The organism is Paenibacillus chondroitinus NBRC 15376, assembly GCF_004000765.1.
In the GTDB taxonomy this organism is placed as follows: Bacteria; Bacillota; Bacilli; order Paenibacillales; family NBRC-103111; genus Paenibacillus_E; species Paenibacillus_E chondroitinus.
In genome coordinates, this window is record NZ_BILW01000029.1 from 26887 (window position 1) to 51349 (window position 24463).

The 24463-nt window shown below is 48.8% G+C and carries 19 protein-coding genes; 4 read left to right on the forward strand and 15 right to left on the reverse strand.

All coding sequences use genetic code 11. The features are described from left to right. Window positions 1-502: 502 nt before the first annotated feature. From PCH02S_RS25190 to PCH02S_RS25220, 7 genes are all read right to left on the reverse strand, one after another. Window positions 503-2137, reverse strand: a complete 1635-nt coding sequence (locus PCH02S_RS25190) for a response regulator transcription factor (protein WP_127456867.1) — start codon at window positions 2135-2137, stop codon at window positions 503-505. Window positions 2138-2139: 2 nt separating this feature from the next. Further along, window positions 2140-3927: a cache domain-containing sensor histidine kinase gene (locus PCH02S_RS25195; protein WP_127456868.1), complete on the reverse strand. Its 1788-nt coding sequence runs from the start codon at window positions 3925-3927 to the stop codon at window positions 2140-2142. 103 nt (window positions 3928-4030) lie between these two features. Next, on the reverse strand, window positions 4031-5368 hold the full coding sequence (locus PCH02S_RS25200) for an ABC transporter substrate-binding protein (protein WP_127456869.1): 1338 nt from the start codon (window positions 5366-5368) through the stop codon (window positions 4031-4033). A gap of 123 nt (window positions 5369-5491) precedes the next feature. Beyond that, the gene (locus tag PCH02S_RS25205) at window positions 5492-6319 is read right to left on the reverse strand and encodes a carbohydrate ABC transporter permease (RefSeq protein WP_127456870.1); all 828 of its coding nucleotides are present in this window, start codon (window positions 6317-6319) and stop codon (window positions 5492-5494) included. A 19-nt stretch (window positions 6320-6338) separates the two neighbouring features. Next, the gene (locus PCH02S_RS25210) at window positions 6339-7283 is read right to left on the reverse strand and encodes a carbohydrate ABC transporter permease (RefSeq protein ID WP_127456871.1); all 945 of its coding nucleotides are present in this window, start codon (window positions 7281-7283) and stop codon (window positions 6339-6341) included. A 178-nt stretch (window positions 7284-7461) separates the two neighbouring features. Continuing rightward, entirely contained in the window at window positions 7462-8907 is a 1446-nt protein-coding gene (locus PCH02S_RS25215; protein ID WP_127456872.1) for a DEAD/DEAH box helicase, read from the reverse strand. Between the two features lie 168 nt (window positions 8908-9075). Beyond that, on the reverse strand, window positions 9076-10227 hold the full coding sequence (locus PCH02S_RS25220) for a serine hydrolase domain-containing protein (protein ID WP_127456873.1): 1152 nt from the start codon (window positions 10225-10227) through the stop codon (window positions 9076-9078). Between the two features lie 200 nt (window positions 10228-10427). Here PCH02S_RS25220 and PCH02S_RS25225 point away from each other — a divergent pair, with 200 nt between their 5' ends. From PCH02S_RS25225 to PCH02S_RS25235, 3 genes are all read left to right on the forward strand, one after another. Then, a complete protein-coding gene (locus tag PCH02S_RS25225) occupies window positions 10428-11018 on the forward strand; it encodes an AAA family ATPase (protein WP_127456874.1) in 591 nt (196 codons plus the stop codon). Window positions 11019-11129: 111 nt separating this feature from the next. Continuing rightward, on the forward strand, window positions 11130-12152 hold the full coding sequence (locus PCH02S_RS25230) for a LacI family DNA-binding transcriptional regulator (RefSeq protein ID WP_127456875.1): 1023 nt from the start codon (window positions 11130-11132) through the stop codon (window positions 12150-12152). 135 nt (window positions 12153-12287) lie between these two features. Next, window positions 12288-12956: a PDDEXK family nuclease gene (locus PCH02S_RS25235; protein WP_127456876.1), complete on the forward strand. Its 669-nt coding sequence runs from the start codon at window positions 12288-12290 to the stop codon at window positions 12954-12956. 60 nt (window positions 12957-13016) lie between these two features. Here PCH02S_RS25235 and PCH02S_RS35890 read toward each other — a convergent pair whose 3' ends face one another. After that, window positions 13017-13169: a hypothetical protein gene (locus tag PCH02S_RS35890; RefSeq protein ID WP_164819730.1), complete on the reverse strand. Its 153-nt coding sequence runs from the start codon at window positions 13167-13169 to the stop codon at window positions 13017-13019. A gap of 1049 nt (window positions 13170-14218) precedes the next feature. On the opposite strand from PCH02S_RS35890, the gene PCH02S_RS25240 reads away from it, so the two are divergent. Beyond that, the gene (locus PCH02S_RS25240) at window positions 14219-15127 is read left to right on the forward strand and encodes an ArsR/SmtB family transcription factor (RefSeq protein ID WP_127456877.1); all 909 of its coding nucleotides are present in this window, start codon (window positions 14219-14221) and stop codon (window positions 15125-15127) included. A gap of 199 nt (window positions 15128-15326) precedes the next feature. Here PCH02S_RS25240 and PCH02S_RS25245 read toward each other — a convergent pair whose 3' ends face one another. The 7 genes from PCH02S_RS25245 to atzF all read right to left on the reverse strand — a co-directional run bounded on the left by PCH02S_RS25245 (window position 15327) and on the right by atzF (window position 24451). After that, window positions 15327-16508, reverse strand: coding sequence for an MGDG synthase family glycosyltransferase (locus tag PCH02S_RS25245; protein WP_127456878.1), 1182 nt, complete (start codon window positions 16506-16508; stop codon window positions 15327-15329). Beyond that, window positions 16505-17188 carry a phosphatase PAP2 family protein gene (locus PCH02S_RS25250; protein WP_127456879.1) on the reverse strand — a complete coding sequence of 228 codons (684 nt, stop codon included), beginning with the start codon at window positions 17186-17188 and terminating at the stop codon, window positions 16505-16507. Before PCH02S_RS25250 ends, PCH02S_RS25245 begins: the two co-directional genes overlap by 4 nt. Window positions 17189-17517: 329 nt before the next feature. Next, window positions 17518-18015: a hypothetical protein gene (locus PCH02S_RS25255; RefSeq protein ID WP_127456880.1), complete on the reverse strand. Its 498-nt coding sequence runs from the start codon at window positions 18013-18015 to the stop codon at window positions 17518-17520. A gap of 70 nt (window positions 18016-18085) precedes the next feature. Continuing rightward, window positions 18086-20761 carry a YhgE/Pip domain-containing protein gene (locus tag PCH02S_RS25260; protein ID WP_127456881.1) on the reverse strand — a complete coding sequence of 892 codons (2676 nt, stop codon included), beginning with the start codon at window positions 20759-20761 and terminating at the stop codon, window positions 18086-18088. A gap of 687 nt (window positions 20762-21448) precedes the next feature. Continuing rightward, entirely contained in the window at window positions 21449-21901 is a 453-nt protein-coding gene (locus PCH02S_RS25265; RefSeq protein WP_127456882.1) for an SRPBCC domain-containing protein, read from the reverse strand. Continuing rightward, complete coding sequence (locus PCH02S_RS25270; protein ID WP_127456883.1) at window positions 21882-22208, reverse strand: ArsR/SmtB family transcription factor; 327 nt, start codon at window positions 22206-22208, stop codon at window positions 21882-21884. Before PCH02S_RS25270 ends, PCH02S_RS25265 begins: the two co-directional genes overlap by 20 nt. 404 nt (window positions 22209-22612) lie before the next feature. Then, complete coding sequence (gene atzF, locus PCH02S_RS25275) at window positions 22613-24451, reverse strand: allophanate hydrolase (protein ID WP_127456884.1); 1839 nt, start codon at window positions 24449-24451, stop codon at window positions 22613-22615. Between the last annotated feature and the right edge of the window lie 12 nt (window positions 24452-24463).

Below are 24463 nucleotides of genomic sequence, written 5' to 3' on the forward strand. Positions count from 1 at the left end.
CATGGTTCAAAAAGGGATAGTGCATTTTTTTTGTAAAGTTAAGGAAATTTGTGTAAGTTCACAATAGTTCTAGCGTTTTTATGCGAACTACAGGGCGCTATTCTACCGAAAAGGCACGTATTCTGCCTGCTGGGGGAACTACGGTCCTCTATTTTGGCGATTTCAACCAGAAAACGTGCCATGGAGGCCAGATAAGACCCCACAGTTCCTTTCAGAAAGGAAACTACTAGTTTTCTCTTTAATAAGGGACTCCAGTTCCCTCCATGAAACCTTAGCGAAACTCTCGCTAGTTTATTCAACTTGTTTTAGCTGATCAGGCTGGTGAAATGGGGTATTGGCTATATGATGACACAGTGAGGTGGGCGTTGGTAACATGATGAGCTGATGAGGTGAATGTTGGCTATATGCCGAGTTGGTGAGCTAAGTAGCTAAAACAAAAACCTGACGGGGTTAATCCGTCAGGTTTTATATAAGTCAGACGCGCCTACTCGCGCCATCTACTTTATGACGTCGGCTGAGCTCCCTTCGTCTGCCCACGAAACGCATTCGGTACAGTCCCCGTGTGCGCTTTGAACAGCTTCCCGAAATAATTTTTATTCTCATAGCCGAGCATGTCGGCAATTTGTTCCACGGTTTTATCCGTGATTTCCAAAAGCTCCTTCGCTTTCTCCATCTTCATCCGCGTCACGTACTCCACGAAATTCTCACCGGTTTCCTTCTTGAAAAGCCGGCTCAAATAACTCGGATGAAGGTGCAGATGCGCCGCCGCGTCTTCGAGCGATATTTTCATATGCAAATGATTGTAGACGAACCGCTGGCACTCGAGAATCTCGCGGTTGTGCGACTCGCGGTACACCTGCCCCGCCCACTGAATCGCCTGCTGCAAATAATCCTTCAGCCATAATTCCAGCTCTCGCACCGACGACAGTTCATGCACATCATGATGCAAGAGCTCGGATGAAAACGTCGACTGGTAATGCTGCAGCGATTTGAGCCGCATGCGCACATCGAGAATCATCTTCAGCAGCCATTCCTTCACTTCCATAGGGTGAAACCGGTGGTACCCGATGAAATCGATCCACTTCGAGACGTACAGATCGATCAGATCGGAACGCTCATCAAACACCACGCTTCGGAACTCATCCAGCGTCTGGGCGTACTCAGCCAGCAGCAATCCCCCGTCTCCGAAGCCTTCCCGAACATGCTCCAGCTTCATGACGGAGCTTTCCGGCAGGTAGAATCGCGAGCTTCGCCCTTCTACCATCCGCTTCAGCTGCTCCTTCAACGAGCGCACATCCTTGGCCGGACTTCCCGTTATGAACGAGAACGCCACTTTCGCGTATTGCTGCAAACAGCTTTGCAAATGTCGCAGCGTCTGCTCGACCTTCTGGCCGTTGTTGACATGCATGCTGCCATATTGCGGGAACAGCAATACAATCTCGCCCGTATCGTACGTAAACAACGTAACTTCCTTCTGATCGACGAGCAGCTCTTCTATGATATTTTGGATCGTGTAATCGAATAAATCCTTGGATTGGAAGCGCTGATTCGCCTCCTTCACCCGGTTGGCGTACCCGAAAACCGGCAGTACGCCATGCTGCCCAAGACGCAGTCCGAACCCTTCCGCTTGCTGGCTCCATTCCTCCGAATCAAACAACGGCTCATTGACCGTACTTCGGATAAAATGGCGCTTGGACGAGCTGCGATGCAGCGCGGCCTCCTTTTCGAGCTTGCGGCTTTTCGACAGTACGTGATCCTCGGCATCCAGCTGCTCCTTCAGCCTGCCAAGCACCTCCGAAATGTTGCTGATATTCATCGTTTCTTTCAGGATATATTCGCTCACCGAAAGCTTCATCGCTTTTTGCGCATAGTGGAAATCATCATGGCAGGAAAGAATGACCGCCTTCACATGAGGATCTCCCTCACGGAGAGAGCGGATTAAATCCAGCCCATTCATTTCCGGCATGCCGATATCGCTGATCAGTACATCGGTTTTGGCCCGCCGTCCGGCTTCCAAGGCTTCCAGAGGATTTTCAAAGGCCCCTGTTAAACGAAACCCCAGTTCCTCCCATTTGATCGCTGAACTCAAAAATTCAAGCACAGGTAAATCATCATCCACAATCATGACTGTATACATGCTTAGCCCTCCTTTCCTGTCTGCTGCGGAAAGCGCAGAACAATCTGCGTTCCCTGATCTGGCCCGCTTGCGATCTCATAATCGAAACGATGGCCGTAGATGATTCGAAGGCGCTCTAATACATTTTGTAAACCAATACCAGATAAAGATGGGCTTCGCGAAGCATGGTGATGCTTCGTCGGCCGCGTCACAAGATGTGTGCGAAGCTCTTCCAAACGTTCCGTTGTCATGCCGACGCCCGAGTCTCTGACTTCAAGCTGAAGCCGTCCATCCTCACAGATTCTGGAGGCAATCGTGATTTCTCCAGGTTTGCTTTTTAGCCCGTGAAGATAGGCATTCTCGATGAGCGGCTGCAGCAGAAACCGAGGGATCTCTATAAGCAGCGTATCGGAAGCCGCCGAGATACGAAGATTCACTCGATCTCCATGCCTGGAATTCAACAGTCGAACGTAATGTTCGATGATCTCAATTTCCTCATGCAGCGGAATATATTCGTTATTTCGATTAATGGTCATCCGCAGGAGCGACGATAGGGAAGAGATCAATTCCGCGTTCTCGGAATCCCCCTTCATCATGATTTTCAAACGGATGGAATTCAGCACATTAAACAGAAAATGCGGATTAATTTGGGCCTGCAGCATCGCCAGCTCCGCCATGCGCTTGAGTTCTTGCTCACGGCGATTTTCCTCAATCATTAGCTCAATACGATCAATCATGCGGTCGAAGACGTACCCCAGCCGGCCCACTTCATCCACACCGTTAATGTTCGAACGTTCGCCGAGTTGACCGGATTCAATCCGGACAACCGTTTGGACAAGCCGCGCAATCGGTTTGGTGAGTGTGCGCACCATATACAGTAGAGTAACGGCAAATAAGACCAGAAAAAATAGTTGAATGAGAAAATCTGTTTTCCGAAATGACTCAATCTTCTGTGCGGCTGTTTTATAGGAACTCATATTCACAAGCTTCCACTCCGGCGTTACATGACTGCTGAGCAGAATATAATCTTCTCCCGCCACCTTCACGAAAGATGAGCCATCCTCCCTGGGTAGCTGATCATAATAAGGGAATTTCGTACCGATCGTCGTGGAATCTTTATCGACCAGAATGCGTCCCTGTTCATCAATGATCACCATCGATTCATTATTTTGATATTGGTTGAAAAGGTCTTGCAGCAAGCGAAGCTCCAGACCAACAATCACATAACCGTAGGTGATATCGTTCTTGCGAAGCGGTTTGGCTGCCGACAGCAAATACGGCTGATTCGTGGATTCGCTGTAATTGGGCTCAGCGCCGATCCACAATACATTGTAGCCGGAAACTTGTTCAACGGCGCTAAACCAGCTTTTTCTCATAAAATCCGTCGGATTAAAAGCAAAAGTCGTATAGGAGGCGACGTACTCCTTATTGGGCAGCAAAACCGTCACGCTCAGATTTCCGAAGGAATCGATCACCGTTGACATTCTTTTCGCTATCGTCTGCTTGTATTGCAGCACATCTCCCTTATCCGTTGTCTCATTCGCTCTGCCTAATTCCCGGATAGACGGCTGCAATTCCTCATCAAATTGAATGAAGTTCATCACATAAATCATATTTTTGATCTGGCCATTCACAATTTGACTCACGATCCGCATCGATTCGCGCGAAGAGTCTGTCACCTGCGTTCTTACCGCATCTCTTGTAAACAGGGAGGAGACATTCATGGAAACAACCGATGGCAGAACGAGACAAACCAGAATCGTCAGCACCAATTTATTGCGTAAAGATAACCTGCGAAGCCAACCCGGCACAACGTTCTCCTGCCTTTCGAATGCACCTTTGGAAATGGGAAAAAGAGGAGCCTAGGGCCTCCTCTTTTCATTATAGCAATAATCTTGCGCGTTCCGTTACTTCTTACTTCGCGTTGCTCTTACGGATGTCTTCAATTTTCGTTTTCGCTGTTTGGATCGTTTTCTCCAAATCTTGTTTGCCTGTCAAGAACAACTCAACTTGCGTTAAGTATTCTTTTTCTTGTTGCAGCGCGTAAGTTGGAGGAACAACCAATTTGGTAGCTTTGTTCACTTTCAAAGTAGCAAGCAAGGACGCTTTATCGATCATAGCAACTTGTTCTGGTTTACCGCTTTTCAAAATCGCATCAACGTTTTTCTCAACATCGGCTTTTTTCCATGCGGAGAAGAAGAGACCTTGTGTTTGAATACCTTCTGTTGTGTACCATTTTACGAAGTCATAAGCTGCTTGTTTGTTTTTGGAGTTCGCAGCAACACCCATGAAGTCAGCGCCTACTTCTGTCAGACCATTTGGATCTTTAGCGTCAAACTTTGGATATGGAGCAAACACCGTTTTGAATTTCGCGTTCAGGGAAAGCTCGCCAACCATCCAGTTACCTGTAGCTAGCATTGCTGTTTTACCGCCGTAGAACACATCACGGTAAGCCATTTTTTGCGATACAACTTCAAAGTAAGGAACGGATGTTTTATCTACGTTTTCCATTTTGTTTCTAAGATCAAGGGAGTAACGAACTTTCGGATTGTCGATGTTCTGCGTGCCATCGGATTTCACCAGGTACGGGTTCTCCATGTCATTGTTCAAACCAAGCAGTGCGTAGTCTTTCCAGTTATGGAAGTAGGAACCGTAAGCTTTCGAAGCACCTTCACCTTTGGTCAACTTCTTAGCGTATTCTGCATATTGATCCCATGTCCATTCTGTTGGAACAGGAAGCTTAGCTTCATCAAGCTTGTCCTTGTTCAGGAGGACGAACCATTCAATCATTTTACCTGGCAACGCATAGTATTTACCATTTACAATTGGATCAAGCTTGTACTCGTCTTTGACAACAATGTTATCTTTTTTCAGGTAATCATCAAGCGGCTCCAAGATGCCTGCGCCTACGCGTTGAGCGAAGTCGGATGCGCTGGAATACATCACAACGTCCATTTGCTCGCCGGAAGCAGCCAGAAGGTCAAGTTTTTTCATGCCTTCTTGGGAATCGCCTTTCTCGGACATGCTTTCATAGACAACTTTTACGTTCGGGTGTGTCTTGTTATAAGCATCAACCGTTGCATTCCAGTTCCCTTGCGCTTCGGTGTACCAACCTTGTACTTTAATTGTAACAGGACCTTTTCCGCCCGCAGTACCGCTATCTGCAGCAGGTGTTTCGGCTTTATTACCGCAGCCTGCAAGTGCAGCACTGATAGCAAGCACACCGCTTAATACTAGTAAACTCTTTTTCATAGGAACCCCTCCAAGTGAGCTTTGATTTGTGTGAAAACCTTTACATGACCGATCGTAACAAACTTCCGTGGAGCGCACGAGGCACTATTTTAACCTCATGCACTCTTATTTTGACTTTTTGGATTAACCCTTCACGCCACCCATCGAAATACCTTCGATAACCTGCTTTTGTCCGATGATGAAAATGATTAGAAGTGGGACGATGGCGGATACCGATGCAGCCATGATTAGCGAGTAGAACTCACCGTTCAAGTCGGCGAAAGACCGGATACCTAGCGGCAGCGTGAATAAGTCTTTTGTTCTTAGGAAAATCAACGGGTTCTGGTAATCGTTCCAAGTCCAGATGAAACGCAGAATCGCATACGTAGCAATAGCCGGGCGTACAAGCGGTGTACAAATCGACCAGAAAATTCTAATGTGTCCCGCACCGTCAATCCGGGCTGACTCCATATATTCATCGTGGATACCAAGATAGAACTGACGAAGCATGAATGTTCCAAGAACAGAGAATGAACCTAATAGAATCAAACCAAAGTGGCTGTCGAACAACCCGATCCAACGGAAAAGCAAGAACTGCGGAACGAGAATAGCTTGGCTCGGGATCATATAGATCGCCAGGATAAGCACGAAGAGCGCGTTACGACCGCGGAATTTGATCTTCGAGAAGGCATAGGCAGCCATAGAAGAAAGTAAGACAGATAATGCCGTTGTTAATACCGAAACCTTAATGGAATTCCAATAGTATAACGAAAACTTAGTTTCCCATACTGTTTTATAATTTTCAATGACATTCCAATGTTTAGGGATCCACTGAATCGGATAAGCAAACACGTCGGCTTCCGGCTTCATGGAAGCGGAGATCATCCAGAGGAACGGCGACATGAATAGTATGCCAATGACAAGCATTAGTAATGTAAGAACTATTTTTTTAAACTTCTGATTCTTGTCCATCGAGGTATTCCTCCTTCTCTTAGTAGTTCACCCATCTACGTTGTCCGAGCCATTGTACAAGTGTAATCAGAAGCACAAGGAACAGAAGTACAATTGCCATAGCGGAGGCGTAACCGGATTGCAGGTTAACAAAGGCTGTTTCGTATAGACGATAAACGACTACAGTCGTGGAGTTCGCAGGTCCGCCGCCTGTGAGGACGGAAATAACATCAAACGCTTTAAAGGTACCGATAATCCCCGTTACTAGCAGGAAGAAGGTTGTTGGCGATAAAAGAGGCACCGTGATGCTCATAAGCTGTCTGAACTTGGAAGCACCATCGATATCCGCTGCCTCATAAAGATCTTTGGGAATGGACTGCAAGCCAGCCATGAAAATAATCATGTTATATCCGATAGAGATCCAAATCATAAGTCCCATTACGCAATACAAGGCAACATCCGGGTCAGCCAACCATTTTGGCGGATTCGCAACGCCCAGATCCATCAAAATTTGGTTAAGTGGACCGTACGTCGGGTGAAATAACACCTGAAACACGATCGCTACCGCAACTACGCTAGAAATATAAGGGATAAAATAAATAACTTTGAAGAAATCCTTCAAATAGATTTTTTTATCGATAACGACCGCTAGAAGCAGCGAAATGATGAGTGTTAAAGGAACGACAATCATTAATATCATGTTGTTTTTCAGGGATAAGAGGAAGACGGAATCGTGCACAAGCTTGATAAAGTTATCTAAGCCGAGAAATTTCACTTTGGAAAAACCGGCAACAAAGTTCCAATCCGTGAAGCTGAGGAAGAAGGACGCAATAATTGGAAATAAAGTAAAAACAAATAGTCCGAGCACCATCGGTGCAACGAAGGCATATCCGATCAGGTCCTCACGTATTTGTGCAATCGAACTTCTCCGTTTCACTTTCGCATTGGAAAGGGTGCTCGAATGTGTATGTGTATTGTTGGCCATATGATTATTCACCCCATGTGTTGTGTTTCCTATAGTCTACCCTGTGAAGGACAGGTCGGGTAAGTCAAATAATTTACTCGTTTGAGTAAAATTTTAACCTTCCATGAACACTGGGGCTCCCTCTGATGGACGAAAAAAACCGATAAGCCGTGATGATGGCCTACCGGATATTCTCTCCTTACTTATTTGCTTCATGTACTTTCAGAAGCTTCCCCTTGATCGTTGTGTTCTTCATGACTCTAAGCACCATCGGCCCTTTGCCGTTCAGTATATCCACATACGAAACGTTGTCTTGAATCGTAATGATGCCGATATCCGCCGCGCTTACGCCTTCAATTTTGGCTAACGTTCCCACGAAGTCCACCGCTCTGATCTTTTTCTTTTTCCCACCGTTAAAATAGAGCTTCATGATCCCTTTGTTCAATTGGTCGCTTCTATCTCTCTTGATAACCGGCGTCGCTTGCATTTTTCGCTCAAAGGTCGGTAAACCCTCGGCAACTTCGTCCTCCGTGGGAGCTTCTCTGCGCGGGATCTCGAATCCAAGATATTCTTCGATCTCAGGGATAAATTTCATCTCATTCGGAGTAACGAAAGTGATGGCTTTGCCCGTCTTGCCTGCTCGTCCGGTTCTTCCGATCCGATGGACATAATTTTCCTTCTCCATCGGCAGGTCATAGTTAATGACGTGAGTAATATCCTCCACATCAATCCCCCGCGCCGCGACATCCGTTGCCACCAGGAAACGGAACTCGCCTCTTTTGAATGCGTTCATAACCAGGAAGCGATCATCCTGCACCATGCCTCCATGAATTTTGTCGCACGGATATTCAAGAAGATCCAGCTCCCGGAAGACATCATCCACATGTTCTTGCGTCCTGCAGAAAATAATGCAATTCTCCGGATTCTCCGTCACGAAGACATCCTTAAGCACATTAAATTTCTCTGTTTCTTTCACAGTAATCAGCGCGTGTTCAATCTGAACCTTCGCCGCCTCCGGCGTTTGAATTTCAATATCGATCGGTTCCTTCATATATTGATGACATAATTGCTCCACGTCCTGCGGGAGTGTCGCTGAGAATAGCATCGTCATGCGGTCCGTCGGTACCTCATCAATGATCGCTCCCACCTGCTCGATGAAGCCCATCCGCAGCATCTCATCCGCTTCATCGATGACGAGCATCTTGACCTTCTCCAAATCCAGTGTGCCCTTCTGAATATGATCCAGCACACGTCCCGGTGTGCCTACCACGACATGGCACTTCTGGTGAAGCTCCAGCTTCTGTTTGGCAAAGGGCTGTTTGCCATATAGCGCTACCGCTTTAATCCGCTTGAACCGCCCGATGTTCGTGATATCCTGCTTCACCTGGTCCGCGAGTTCTCTCGTCGGTGTCAGAATCAGCGCCTGCGGCCGATTCTCTTCCCATTCTACGAGCTCACAAATCGGGATCCCGAAAGCCGCCGTCTTCCCGCTTCCCGTACGCGACTTCACCGTGAGATCCTTCTCCTGAAGCGCGATGGGAATCACTTCGTGCTGTACGTCTGTCGGCTGCTCATACCCCAAGCTCTGCAGCGCCCGGACGATATCCTCACTCAATTGATAATCTGTAAAACTTCTTAATGCCACTAAATAACTCCCCTTTAGTTCACTTTCCTCCAACTATCTCATAAACCTGCCAAAAAAACCATCGGGAGCGGCAACGGATGCCATCACGGATGGATTTTAACCAACCCTACGTCAACTCCGGATAAACAAAAAGAAGCCGCAGCGGCAGCTTCATCCTTGTTCCCTGTTCTATTCAGTTACTTCTTTAAAAGCTTGCACGGCTTGCTCCAGCTTGCCAAAATTCTCCTGATTATCTGGGAGAGCTTTCTCGGAACGAATGGCTTGCAACACATGAAGAAGCAGATATTCGGGCATATTCGGATCAGGGGAGTTAGCGGTTAATGCCACGATCAGCTGCAGCTCAGGGACAACAAAAATGCGTCTTCCGCTTGAACCTGAGGCATAGAACATGTCATATTGCTTTTTACTTCCTTTGACGATTCCTTTGGGCAGCGTCTTGGACCACCATAACAGTCCGTAGCCCCCTTGCGTACCATTGCTGTAATTCAACGTTACCCGCTTTTGCAGTGAATCGCGAATCCAGTTTGGTGGGATAATCGTTTGATCTTCCCATTCGCCTTGTTTCAAATACAAGTAGCCAAACTTAGCCATATCTCTCAGCGTTAAAGCCATTGCCCACGCGCCAATGGAGCGATCTTTTCCATCCGAATTCCAGCTCACGTTCGTAATGCCAAGCGGATCGAATAAACGGGACTTGGCGTAATCGAACAACGATTGCCCCGTCACTTTGTGCATTATAGCCGACAACAAATGCGCATCACCATTACTATAATTAAACAGGGTACCTGGCTCTGCATATCCAGGGCGATCCAGAATGTACTGCACCCAATCAGCAGAATACATCATCTCGGTTGAGGAGATTTCATTCGTATTATCCCAATTCAGGCCGGACGTCATGCTCAGCAAATGTCTGATTGTCATTTTGGATTTCAAAGGATCATTGGCGAGTTCAGGGAAAAAATCGCGAACCTTTTGATCCAAACTGATCAGTTTCCGTTCAGCTAAAGCAATACCAACCAGTGCTGATGTTACACTTTTCGTGACGGACTTCACATCTTGAGGTATATCCTCTTGTGTACAACTATTATAAGCTTCTGCAACTAAATGGCCGTTTCGAACGACTGCGAGGCTGCATACCTGTTGAGTGCTGAACATTTCAACTGTCTTAGCTAGCGTACCCGAGAACATCCCTTGCGCTTCCGGCGTGCTCGTTCTCCAGCCTGTAGTTGGCCAATACGCGGTAGATTCTTTGTCATTCGATTGGAATGGCGATATGGTATTGTTACCCGAATGTAACGTTTTTTCTTGGGTTCCGGACATCTCTATCTATCCTTCCAGTATGGTATTAACCCTCTCTCTTTCTATATAGGTTACTACTCAATTATGAAGCAAATATGACGTAAACCTTAATAAAACATTAATAAAAGCTGAAAATTGGATGAAAAAGTAAAGGAATATCCCTCTTATGTTACAATATTCGTAACCATTTCCCTGTCACAGGTTTCATATTGGAGGTTAACATGCGTAAACTCATTTTTTTCATAGGTCCTGCCGGAGCTGGCAAAACAACGCTAGCCAAAGCATATGCCAGTAAACGCGGAGGCGCCTTTCTAGACATGGACACATTGCTTCGGCCGGCTGCCGTAGCGCTGATGACACTAGCCGAGAAAGATCCCGAAGATCGGGACTCCCCTTTTTATAAACAGCATTGCCGAGATCTCGGATATCGCATCACGATGAACGCCGCGCTGGAGAATCTGACCTTAGGCTTGGATGCCATCGTCATCGGGCCTTTTACCCGTGAAATCAACGATCCGTTGTGGCTGAACCAAGAACTATCTACGATTAACGCCAGCACGGATGATGTCATGGTTAAGGCCGTGTATGTCTACCTTCCATCTGAGGAAGCCTATCACTCGCGCATTAGCGGCAGAGGTTCGGCATTAGACGTTTGGAAATTGGATAACTGGGAACAATTCAGCCCCTCCCTAACTCGTAGTGAGATTCGATGGCCGGTTGATCCAGCCTCCATTCTCTATCTCGACAATTCTGGACCGTTTACTTCTGAGAAGTTGGAAATGCTCGAAAAGTTCATTGACAGAGTGAATTGACATATTATTTTTGTAAAGTTAATATAATGACTTTTTTAACTTTACAATGATGCTGATAAAGCTTTACAATTTATACATCATTCACTTTTGCTTAAAGGAGTATTGAGCTAAATGAACGCCAAAACCTCCATGCAAGACATTGCCAATCTGCTGGGCATTTCCAAAAATGCTGTTTCCTTAGCCCTTAATCACAAACCCGGCGTCAGCGAAGAGCTGCGTTCCCGTGTGTTTGAAGCCGCTCAGCAGCTTAAGTACCGGACGGAATCCAAGACGAGGAAGAAGCAGAATCACCTGCTTGTCTTATTTCCTGAATCTGTTCAGAACGATAAAAATTTCTATTACGAAGTGTTCTGGTCCATTGAAAAAAGAGCCAAAGAAAACGGCTATACCCCCATCATTAGCGGGGTAACGAAAGATATGGAGCGTCTGTTGATCCTCCCCGATCTGTATCATGAGATTGCGTTTTCCGGCATCCTGATCATTGGCGTCTTTACCCCTACATATGTCGCTAAAATCAAGGAATTGGAGACTCCGCTTGTTACCGTGGACCATTGCTACGACGGACTACAGCTGGATTCCGTTGTGACAGCAAATGCGGAGGGCGCCTGCAGCATCGTTAGCCACCTGATCCGCAAAGGACACCGGCAAATCGGTTTCATTGGGGCGGGAAGTATGTCCAAAAGCTTCCGTGAGCGCTGGTTCGGATTCACCAATGCTATGTCCGATGCAGGATTAGCGATCGATAGGAGCTTTTGTCTCATCGGACCTAATGAAGCCGCAGCTCCAGATGATGAATTACCTTCGTTCCTCGAAGCAATGAGTGGCCAATCGGCTTGGCCAACCGCTTGGTTTTGCGCGAACGACCGTCTCGCCATTTCGCTGATTCAGCATTTGACTGCCAAAGGCTTTCACGTGCCGGACGCGATGTCCGTTGTCGGCTTTGGCGATATTGAAGCCGCGCAGATGGTACGCCCCCGCCTTACAACCATTCATGTGCAGCGGGAACAGCTTGCCTTTGAGGCCGTTGACTTGCTGCTCCGCAGGATCGCAAAAGGCGGCGTTCCGTCCAAGATTTCCATCTACGGCGAGTTGATTGAGCGGGACTCTTGTGTCACTGTGAGAGTAGGAGTTTAGAAATTTGCTGGCCTGAGTTGGAGTACCGTATATTCGCTGAAGATGCTATAGTATGTAATGACGAAGAACGTCCTTGAGCCGCCTGGCTCCGGGGCGTTTTTTTTATTTTTAGGGAAGTAGAAGGAGGCTGTTAGTATGTTCGAATTTGAACAAGCGCATCAGAAATTCTTGGATGACCATCTTACACAACGGATCGGCGAGCGAAAAGGACGTCTACTTAGAGGGCACAAATACGCAGAGAAGCTGCTGCTCCTAAACGTATGGTGGCCCTTATTCGGCAACTTCGACGACCTGCATCCGGAATACGAAGTTTACGACTGGAATCGTAAGTCACAGTTCCTTGACTTTGCTTTTCTCCCGCCGCACGGGCGCTTTGGGATTGAGTGCGACGGTTTTCAAACTCACGTTAAAGACATGGACCGCGAGGGATTCAGCTATTCGCTTAATCGGGATACTTTCTTGACCGGCATGGGGTGGAAAATGATCCATTTTTCTTTCGATGATGTCAAGGATCGCCCGGAAGTTTGCCGAATGCTGCTCCAGTTGGTGGTGGGTCCTCATCTGCTTCGTAGTGCCCCGCCCCCTTCTCTTTCTCCGGATGAAAAAGAGGTCATTCAGCTTGCTATTCGTTTAGGCAGACCTATCCGACCTAAGGATCTCATCACACAGTGTGGGCTCAACTTCCGTACTGCGCGCAAGCGGCTCCAGAGCCTGGCTGCCAAGGACATACTCCGCCCAATCGGGGGCGGAACTGTCGTTCGGCAGTACGAGCTGCAGCCGGATGCCTGGCGTTACTTGCTTTAGGGAATTTTCCGCAAAGCCTCCAGTGCATGCACTCCGGCCTGCTTTCGCTGCCGCAGCTGCCTACGTTGCACTTAGTGCAACCATTTCAGGCAAACCTGCTGCCGCGGCTAGCTTCGTTGCACTTTGTGCAACGATTTTCCCCAAAATGCCACTTTTCCGCGCATTTCCAGCTTCTTCATTGCACTTCGTACAATGAAAACCTGCTCTTTCCACAAAATGCTCACTCTATACTGCACATTGTGCAGTATAGAGCTGCATTGCGCAGCTCGACAGTTGAGGAGAAACTTCATCTTGCACTCACTACTTCTCATTTCTCCCAACGCCAGCTGTTTCGAGTATTACAGCCTACGTTGACGCTGCATTTGCTGCCGCGGCTGTCTATGTTGCACTTTGTGCAGGCATTTCACGCTATATTCGCTGCCACGACTAGCTTCGTTGCACTTAGTGCAATCATTTCCCCAAAAATGCCACGTTTCCGCACATTTCCAGCCTCTTCATTGCACTTCGTACAACGAAACCCAGCTCTTTCCGCAAAACGCTCACTCTATACTGCACATAGTGCAATATAGGGCTGCATTGCGCAGCTCAACAGTTGAGGAGAAGCTTCATCTTGCACTCACTACTTCTCGCTTCTTTCAACGCCAGCTGCTTCGCTTAATATAGCGTACATTGATGCTGCATTCGCTGCCGCGGCTGTCTATGTTGCACTTAGTGCATTCATTTCACGCTATATTCGCTGCCGCGGCTAGCTTCGTTGCACTTAGTGCAATCATTTCACGCTACATTCGCTGCCACGACGAGCTTCGTTGCACTTAGTGCAATCATTTCACGCTATATTCGCTGCCACGACTAGCTTCGTTGCACTTAGTGCAACCATCCCCCCCCAAAATGCCACTTTTCCGCACATTTCCAGCTTCTTCATTGCACTTCGTACAATGAAACCCAGCTCTTTCCACAAAATGCTCACTCTATACTGCACATTGTGCAATATAGGGCCGCATTGCGCAGCTCGACAGTTGAGGAGAAGCTTCATCTTGCACTCACTACTTCTCGCTTCTCCCAACGCCAGTTGCTTCGCTTTACTGTACATTGTGCAACAAAGCTGCATTGCGTAGCTCAGCAACCCGCTCTTCGCTTCCCGCTCCCCTCTTTCCTCGCCACGCTGTTCATAACGAACATCCCGAAATAATTTCATGTCATATTGTTAAATTAACCTACAAGTTATACAATAAACAAAAACATTAAAGATTGAGGTTCCTTTTATGCAAATTGAAGTTTCCACCAAAAATATGGCTTTTCTCGAATGCTTCTCCTCCGAAACGCGCGTGAAAATGATCGAGCTGCTCGGGCAGGAGCCTCTCAACATCAAACAACTCTCTCAGAAACTTGATATTTCTTCCGCGATTGTAACCAAACACATTCAGAAGCTCGAGCTAGCCGGCATCATCACCTCCGAGAACACAACCGGTGTTCGCGGCACGCAGAAAATATGCCACTTGAAGATCGATCAAGCCGTCCTGCAGTTCAAACCGAAGAAGCCGGTCGACCTTCCGACGAATACACTTGCCATACCAGTCGGCCAATACACCTCCTTCGAGGTCAAGCCAACCTGCGGGCTTGCGTCACCGACCCAGCTGATCGGCGTGTTGGATGATCCGCGTTATTTTGCCGATCCAGGTCATGTCCATGCGGGGATTCTATGGTTTGCCAGCGGCTATGTGGAGTACCGTATCCCCAACTTCCTTCACAGCAATCAGAAGCTGCGCACATTGGAAATTTCCTTTGAAATTTGTTCCGAAGCTCCGGGATTCAACGAGAACTGGCCTTCCGATATCTCGTTCTACATCAACGATGTTCCCCTCGGCATCTGGACGAGCCCCGGTGATTTCGGCTCCCAACGCGGCGTCTTGACACCGGATTGGTGGAGCAGCAGCAATACGCAGCACGGCCTGCTCAAAGTCATTACGGTCAGCCCCACTGGCTCCTACCTGGACGGCACCAAAATATCCGATACCGCGATACAAGATCTATCCGTCGCCTTCGGCAAGGATATTCAGTTCCGCATCGCATCCTTGGAGAGCTCACCCAACTGCGGAGGCATCACCTTATTCGGCAAAAGCTTCGGCAACTACGCACAGGACATCATCGTCACCATGCATGAGGATAAATAAAAGCTGCGATCTACTACTACTAAAACACCTTTACAATAGATGTATTGTCAAGCAAAGCATCTAAACAAATCACCAAATAGCTGATTTTAAAACACAATAAGTACTTATTGACACCAAACTTGACAAGTTATGAAATCATGCACTTTTTAGCGAAAAACTGCTGGTTTTGAAGGGTAAAAAGAGGGAGGAACCCGCCACTTTATCCATTGGCATAGGCCAAACGCATGTCGTCAGCCACAGGGATGAAATGATGGCGGGTCTCAAAAATAGCGCGAAGCATATGCTGAGCATCCTGATGCTGTTGACTCTGCTTCACGTTCTCTTTCAGCTTCGATAAGAGCGATTGATTCGCGATCACTTCCAGCAGCTGGTTTTTCAGCTCCAGTGCATTTTTCACTTCGATCGCAGCCCCTAAGCTAACCAAGTACGCGGCGTTCTCCTGCTCTTGGCCGGGGATCGGCTTATACAACATCATAGGAAGCTCCAGCGCCATCGCTTCCGAGATGGTAAGACCGCCCGGCTTCGTGATGATCAGGTCCGATAAAGCCATCAACTCATGGACATGGTCCACGAACCCTGTCACCTTCACGCGATGCCGCGTTTTCTCGCCGCCCAGCTCCTCTTCGAGGAGCTGTTTGAGCTTCTCATTGCGCCCGCAGACAAAAACGAACTGCACCGGCTCCGCCAGCTCATCCGACTGCAGCACGGACTTGAACTGCTTGCCGATCAAGCCATGCCCGCCGCCCATGACCAGCACGGTCGGCATCTCGCGATCCAACCCATGCTGATCTCGCAGCTCCGCCCGATCATATGCCTGTGTAAATGGCTTCCGAATCGGAATCCCCGTAACGACAACATGTTCTTCCGGAACACCGTATCGAAGCAGCGCCTGCTTCACGTGGTCAGCGCCGACCAGGTAACGATCTGTTCCCGGATGAATCCAATAGCTATGATCCGTATAATCGGTCATGACCGTAACGGTTGGCACCGTCGTGAATCCGTTGCATTTTAAGTACGACATCGCCGCCGCGGCCCCAGGGAACGTGCATACGACCTCTGTCGGCCCCTCCTCATCCAGCAGCGCCAGCATCCGGTCCGTGCTGAATGATTTCATCTTTTTAAACATATGGGAAAAAGTATTATCATCACGCGTCTTGCGGTACAGATAGCCATAGACGGACGGCAGGCTTTTCACCCACTGCATATAGCAGTATTTGCCCACCCCATGCAAGTAAGGATGCGTCCACTCCAAAAAGTCGACTACTTTCACATCTACATCAGGCCTATGCAATCTCGTAGCCTCTAGGATCGCCTGAGCCGCTTTATTATGTCCATCCCCTAAACTGCCTGTCAAAATCAATAGTTTCTCTCTGCGTTTCATTGCCTTAATCCTCCTTCGAGATTGCTTTGCTGTGTCCGTACTTTGAATTTGATGCGCGACTCCGTCAACCAGCCTTTTCGCACACGATCCATGGCATAAACAACACCCTCCGCCACGAGGACAGCTCCTACAATATCGAGCAGGACATGCTGTTTCACGAACTGTGTGGAGACGATGATGAGCAGCGACATAGCGGTTACGATAATTTTGTAGCGTGTCTCGACTCGAGTCGTACGCAGGTAGGCTCTCATCATGAGATAAGAGGTCAGCACATGAGTGCTTGGAAAGCAGTTAAAAGGTTGATCCGATCGGTACACCCACGCCACTAGCTGCAGCAAAGGGTCAGTGCCCGTTAACTCCGGCCGAGGTACAGTCGTTTGATAAATGGCATATATGCCATAACAAATCAGCAATCCAATCACAAATTCAATTAGCGTTCTATAATAATTACGACGATCTTTGTAAGCCAAGTACAGAAACCCGACAAGCAGAAATCCATACCACGATAGATAAGGTACGACAAAACCTTTCACGAAGGGGATTTGCCGATCCAAATCGGTCACCAGGTTGTAAGCCATTTCACCAGCTTGATTCAGCTGAACATAGATCAGACCCACCAACGGGATCAGCAACAAAACGCTGCAGGCCAAACAATAGGACCACCACGATGTTAATCTCACTCCAATTCCTCGCTCTCCTTAACGTTATCTCAATGATAAAGGAGAAGCTTTTTTATCTAAACGCTCTAAGGTACTGTCTTTCTTTAGCCAAAAGTCTTGATAAAACCTAGACTAAAGGCTAAGTTCTATGTGACTGTAATCCTCTAGCCCATCCAAAAAGTTTAGATGTAAAAAAGCATAAAATTAAAATTGTCGGGAGCCTCCCCGTTGATTCCGTTCCTATGAAAGACATCCTTCGCAATACTCGTTCCATTTTGGCATAACAAAAACCCAAGGCATCGCCTCAGGTTCTCGTGTCTCTTGCTATCCATTCTTTCCGTTTCTCCACTTCATAAACCGCGTATTCCACCATATATCATGGCACTTAACAAGCACATTAAAGTTACAGGGAGCACCCAATGCGTCGGTACAGTCTCCTTTGCCACAGCGACTTTGAGGGGAATCTCTTTCGATTGGAGAAAGCTAAGTTCCTGCACAGCATTTTCTGCCGGCTTCGTTGGCGAGCACAGCGGATTCTCCCAATCCCCTTCTTTCTTTTTTAAAAAGAACAAATACGATTTCCCACGCTCACTCGTCCCCCAGGTGAAATCCTCCGCCACCGAAATGTTTCGATCCTCCATCCCCTTAAAGCTTGTCAATACCGTTAACTTCAGTTCTTTGCTATTCCTTTTTGTGATGACCTGGTCCACGTTCGCTACAATAACTGCATCGTAAAGTTCATAACTCTTTTCAATGGAAGGTGGCATCGCGCAAGATAGCGCAAAAGCATGGGCAGGCACGAAAGCGGCCCAAACAACCAAGATGATGATCAGCATTCTTATTTTCATATCAGCACCGTCCTCTATCATCAAAGACGGATCAAAAACGTTCATTGTTTCACACAATGAGGAAATATTTTCAAGAAATTAACTTCGTCATCTTCGCCTTTTCAGCTACGCGCTTCGTATAGCCGCTCAGCGGTTTTTTCAGCGCTAATGCCACTACATAGCAAACCACGATAAACACACACAGACAGAGGACATCTTTCAGCACCACCCACAAAAGCATCCCCCCGACGGCCTCACGCATCACCCCAACGGCATAAGTAAACGGCACGAACGGATTCAGCTTTTGGAAAAAAGGCGAAGCCGTGCTCACCGGAAACGTCCCTCCCGAGCTCGAAAATTGCAGCACGAGAAAAATAATGGCGATGCCTTTGCCGATGTTGCCAAAAACAGAGACCAAAGTGTATGTGATGGTAATAAACACAACGCTTATTAACAACGCAAAAATGACAAACCAAATCTTATCCACAACATATGTACCCAATATAAAAATATCCCCAAGGGTGACGATTAACGCTTGAAACAATCCAACGGTCAAGAAGATCATCATCCGTCCAAAATAAATATGATGCGTCTTGTACACACCGTCCAAGTTATCCACATCTACTCTCATCAGAGACACAAGCAGCATAGCGCCTACCCACAACGAAAGCGTTGTGTAAAAAGGCGACATCGCCGATCCATAGTTCGGAATGGGAAATCTTTTATCCTCTTTGATCAGCACCGGATTAGAGAGAAAATCACTTTGCTTCTGAATGTCATTCTGGAGCAAGCGGAGAACCTCATCGACGCTGCCGCTTCCTTGCACTTTGCGGATCTGGTCCGCTGCCTTGTGGACAGCCTCTTCGAAGGCCGGCAGATCGCTGCGCACAAGATTAGCCGCCAGATGAACGGCATCCTCCACTTCAGGCAGCTTCGTCTGGTACAAATCCGCCACTTTGCGGATTTCTTCCTCCGCCGCAGGCAAGTCGTTGCGTATAAAATCCGCCGCCGTATGCAGCTTCTGCTCGACTCGCGGCAGGTCGTTGCGAATGAACGGAGCCGCCTCATTGATGCCTGTCGTGAACGCATCCAGCTTGCTTTGAAGCGTCGATGACGCTTCGTGCACCTTCGCCCGGATGTCCGGAAGCTCCTTCTGCAGGGTATCCAGCTGCGTCTGGGCAAAGTGGATGCCATTTTGCGCATCCGTCAAAATCCCTTTGATATTGGGCAGCTGCGCCTTCAAAGTTTGAAGCGCGCTTCCCGCATTCTGGGCGACGCTCAGTATTTGCCCAAAAGCTTTCGTCATATTCGGCACGATCTCCGAATCATATCTTGCCAGAATGCTGCCCAGCGCGCTGCTTGCCTCTTTGGACAACGTGTTCAAGTTATTCACGATGTCCTTTGCCGGTTTTTCACCGCGCCCGATGGCCGTTTGCAGCTTATTCAGGGCTTGAATTTGATTAGCCATATTCGCTCGAAGAGCCGTTAAACGTGAGATGGTATCCGCAAACGGGTTATTCGGCAAACTCGCGTTCAAACGCGTGAACACATCTATCGTGTTATCCAGCACAGCCGCACCGGTAGTGAGCCGTTCGGACAAAAAGCCTATAGCCGCCAGCGATTTTTGCGGGTCGATATTGACATCCTGCAGCACACCCGTAAGCTGTGTGACAGCGTCAGCCGTTTGTTGCAGCAGGGTTAAATTTTGCTTTACCACCGGGATTAAAGTCTGGAATGCCGCCTCATTTTTTTGCAAAAAATTCGTGAGCGCATCAGCAAAAGCCGCTCCCTGCGTCGCAATCGCGTCGATTTTCGGCAGCGTATCCAGCGCAGCGCTAACGATCTCATCAGCTTTGCGGGATTTATCAATGGCGGTATTCAGCACCTCTTCCACTTTGCCGAAATTCTGGTCCAGCTCCGCCACCCGGCTCGCGGCTTTCTGAATCTCGGGCAGCTTTTGCTGAATAAGCAACACTTCCTGCGCAACGGCCTGAATCTTCGGCCAGCGCTCTTCGATCTTCAAAACGGTATCCGCCGCGCGATTAATATCCGGAATTTTCTCTTCGAGCTGGACGATCTTCTGCCCTTTCTCTTTCAGTTCAGGCAGCTTCTGCTCCAACTCCAGCGCCTTTCCACCCATCGTCTCGATGTCAGGCAGCCGATTTTCCAACTCCAAAATTTTCGCTTCCATATTGCGAATCGTCGGCAGCTCCTTCTCAAAATCGATGCCGATCTCCTTCATCCGGGTCAGAATCGAGTTGCTCACCGTTTTGATAAAGTTCTCACTGATCTGCTGAGAGACACTGGAGGCGCCTTTGCTTGTAATTTTGGGCGCCACCGCATTGATTTTCTCATTCACGGTATAGACGATTTCAGGCTTCTGCATCTCGCCATCCACAATACTCGTAATTTTCCGCGAGAAGTCCTCAGGAATAATTAAGCTCGCGTAATAATCCCCGCGTTCCACCCCGTTCAGCGCCGTCGCTTCATCCACAAAGGTCCAGCCCAGCGTATGATTTTCTTTCAGATTATCCACAACCTCGTTTCCGATGTTAATGGTTTTATCCTCAATTTTCGCTCCTTGATCGTTGCTTGTTACTGCGATTTTGATCCCCGATGTATTGGAATAAGGGTCCCACATCGCCTCTAGGTTAATCCAAGCATACACAGACGGCAATATGGCAAGCGCCACCATGAGGAGCAGGCCTGTAGGCACCCTCCATAAGTTGATTAGATCCGTCCGATAGATGCTGAAAATCTTCTTCATTGACGCCCCACCTATCCCTTCACATTTGGTTATTAATGTAACCTGACAGCCCCTTACGCATACCAAATAGTATCATATATATAGGATCTGAGTACATACTCCCATGTGGATAACTTAACCTGTGGATATGTGCACAGAATGCACGAAGCCTTATGCACAGTATGATTTGTGGACATGTTAATACTGTGGGTAATTTTGTGGATAAGTGGGTATAAGGTGTGAATAGCGCGCGAAAAAGAGGGAGGACAGGCGATGCTTGGCGCTGAGCACGGAGGAAAAAACGGATGGGTGTGGCGCGTGGTGAAAGGCGGTATGGACAGGGAGCGTGAGGGATGGGATGAGAGGCCAAGGGCGGGCTAAATGAGGGAGGATGTGCGGGAGGAATGATGGACGAAGCCGGACAAGCGACGTAAGGATTGCTGGACGGAGCGTAGGTGGAGTGACGGAAGGAATGTTGGACGAAGACGCGGGAGGAATGGCACGAGGGATGCTTAGCGAAAAGCTGGTGAATTGCTTAGCGAATTGCAAAGCGAGGGCAGTACGGGATAAGCACAGGTGGTGCGCAGAAATAACTACTAGAATAATAAGTCATTTGAGATTGAAAAAGAGGGAGGGTCTCCTGAGCTAGGCTATCTCCTCTCATTAAATATGAAAAGCGCGCATAGTCATGCGCGCTTACACCTAACTTTAAACTTGTTCAGATGACGGAACTCTCCCCGCTTCACCGGCCTCAGCCACCATCTGAATACGTGGCAGAAAATGCGACCAACCTTTCACATGATCCGCAATTTCCGTTGCAGGCAGATCGTAGTGCGTGAACTCTAAAAGAGTGCCATTATCTTTAGGTATTAACTTAAATTCAACAGTGCTTGAACCTGGAGGGACTACCTTGGAGCGTTCCCATCCCCATGTCATGACGACTTTTTCGTTAGGAGTAATCTCTTTGTACTCACCCAATGCAATGTCACTGCCGTTCAAATCGATTCGAAATTTGCCTCCAATGCTCGGATCAAGCAAAACGTTGCGTCCCATCCAGCGTACTAGTTTATCCGGATCCGTAAAAAACGAGAACAAGGTCTCCGGACGGCATGCGATAAAAATTTCCTTTTTAATCATCTCACTACTGCTCGTTGTTTCCATGTCTTCTTCTTTCCTCCTCTTCCGCAGCTTCTTTCAGGCGCAATAAACTATCATCCCAGAAGCTCTCAATGTATTGCATCAACTCGGCGAATCCTTCCCTCCTAATGCCATAGAATCGTTTGGTGCCTGCCCGTCGAACAACGACGAGTCCAGCCTCTTCAAGAACCTTGAGATGCTGTGAAATTGCCGGTGCTGAAATGTCAAAATGCGAAGCAATGGCGCTGGAGGTCAGCTCCTCATCACGGACGAGATGTAAAATATCTCGGCGCCTTGGTTCCGTTATCGCTTGAATGGCTTTATCGATCATATCAATAATTTAGCATACACTTAATTAAGTGTCAACTTAATTAATATGTGTTCTAATGAGTAGACTCTCCAAACTCAGGAAATGATCACAGCTAAGGTAGACAAGGCGCTGCCACTACGACAAAAACCCCTTCGCATGAAGGGGCTTTTAGTCGCTGTAACTTTGTTTTTCATCGCAAGTTAATCCATCCGCCCACCGTAACACGGACGGACTCCGCCTACAGTAGCTAACTAGTTAAAGGTCCATAAACCCACCAATAGCCGTTCAGCCACCAACATTCCAAGTAGCCACCGTTCTGTAACGGACCCAGCAGCCGTTATTCTGCTCATTTCAGCGATAATCGAGGTGCTATCGGACTGAGATGACGGAATGACGTGTTGCTGCAACGATGTAAAACATCGTTATCAGCCTTGCAGCGGCACCACTTGGCGCCACCCGCCAAGCGCCGTCACATCTTCCGCGCCCGCGGCCGCGTAAGCCTCACAAACAAAGCCCGGGACCTCCGTACCGTCCCGGAGCTCAACCTTACCGATCCCCAGCGGAGCCGGGATCGCCGCCACAAAGCCGCCGAATGCCTCCAGCGGCATTTCCCAAACCTCCAGGGCGATCGCTGCGCCGCCCTGTTCCCGCTTCACGAGCCCCGGCTTCGCCGGCGTGGTCGGCAGCTTCACGAGGCTGTACTTCGCGGCGGTTTCATCCTCACGGATGAACCGGGCTCCACAGCCTAGCATCTGCTTCTCCAGCGGGTAGCCACGCATGTGTAAGCCGCAGACCGCGACGAGCGTCATCGCCTGCGCTACCGCTGCACTCGCTCCCGCATCGGCGCACACCGATGCGCCTTCGCTCGCGCTAGCAGCCTCGCTTGCCGCGCTCGCCCCAGCCAAGATCAGCTCGGCTGCGCCACAGATCAAATCCTCCTCTTCGGCAATCCCGAAGAGGGTAATGCCAAAAGGCGTCAGCGGAGCCGCATCGCCCGCCGGCACAGCAACCGCACACCAATCCAGCAAGTTGCAATGATTGGTGTAGCGGCCCATCTCCCGATTCGTCTGAATCGGGTCAGCGAGCACCTGCTCGCGGGTCCATGTGCCCCCGCAGGTCGGCATAACAAGCACCCCGCCCTGCAGCAGCTTGCGTGCTTCGAGCTTGAAGCGCTGCAGCTTATGCATCGCTTGGAACACCGAAGCTGCGTCATACTCCGCAGCTGAGCCGGAGCGAAGGATCTTCTCCGTAACGGGATAAGCCACCCCCGGATTCGCCTCAATAAAGCTGCCTAGAGCTGCCCAGCGCTCAGCCACCCACGGCCCTTCATATAAAATCGCCGCCGCTTGGGCAAACATTGAAACATCTACATAGGCGATAGGGAGATTCAACTCTTGCAACTGTTTCACAGTTCTTCCCCATGCCGCTTCATACTCCGCAGCATAAGGTCCGTAGAACCCAAGCGGACCGTCCGGAAGCAGCAGCGTCTGCGGAAGTTGAGACGCACCTCGACTCACGCAACGCGACCACGGGTCTTCCGTGTGAAGACCACGCGCTACGCCGTCTACGGCGAGTGCATCATCCAAACCGTGCGCAAAGACGGTTACACAGTCTAAACTCGCACAAGCAGGCACGACCCCTTTGGTTGGCCAAGCGCCGAGACTCGGCTTGTAGCCAACCAGCCTGTTCAGCGCAGCCGGCACCCGGCCTGAGCCTGCGGTGTCCGTGCCAAGCGAGAAAGCTGCTTGGCCACGGGCCACAGCAACGGCGGAGCCTGAGCTGGAGCCGCCGCTGATCAGTTCGGGACGCAGCGCGTTGTGCGCGTCGCCGTAAGGACTTCGCGCGCCTACGAGTCCTGTCGCGAACTGATCCAAATTCGTTTTGCCGACCGGAATGGCCCCTGCGGCAATTAATCTTTCCACGACGCCCGCGTGCTCCGAGGGCGTATAAGCATACTCCTTGCACCCTGCCGTCGTCGGCACCCCCGCTAGATCAATGTTATCCTTGATCGCAAAGGGAACCCCCCACAGCGGCGCATCCGCCGGATTCAACTCAGCCAATCCGTCCAAAAACGGCTGAATGAGCGCCATAGAAGGCGGCGTAATCCAAAACTTCATGCCCGCGTCGTCCACTGCGCGCTGCACAATAGCCGCCATGACCTCTTTCGGTGTCAATTCTTCTTTAGCATATTTATCCTTCAGCCAAGAAATCGTAAGTTCTAGAGGAAGTTCCGTATCAACGCCATTCTCCCTAATCTTTGTCATCTACAAACACCT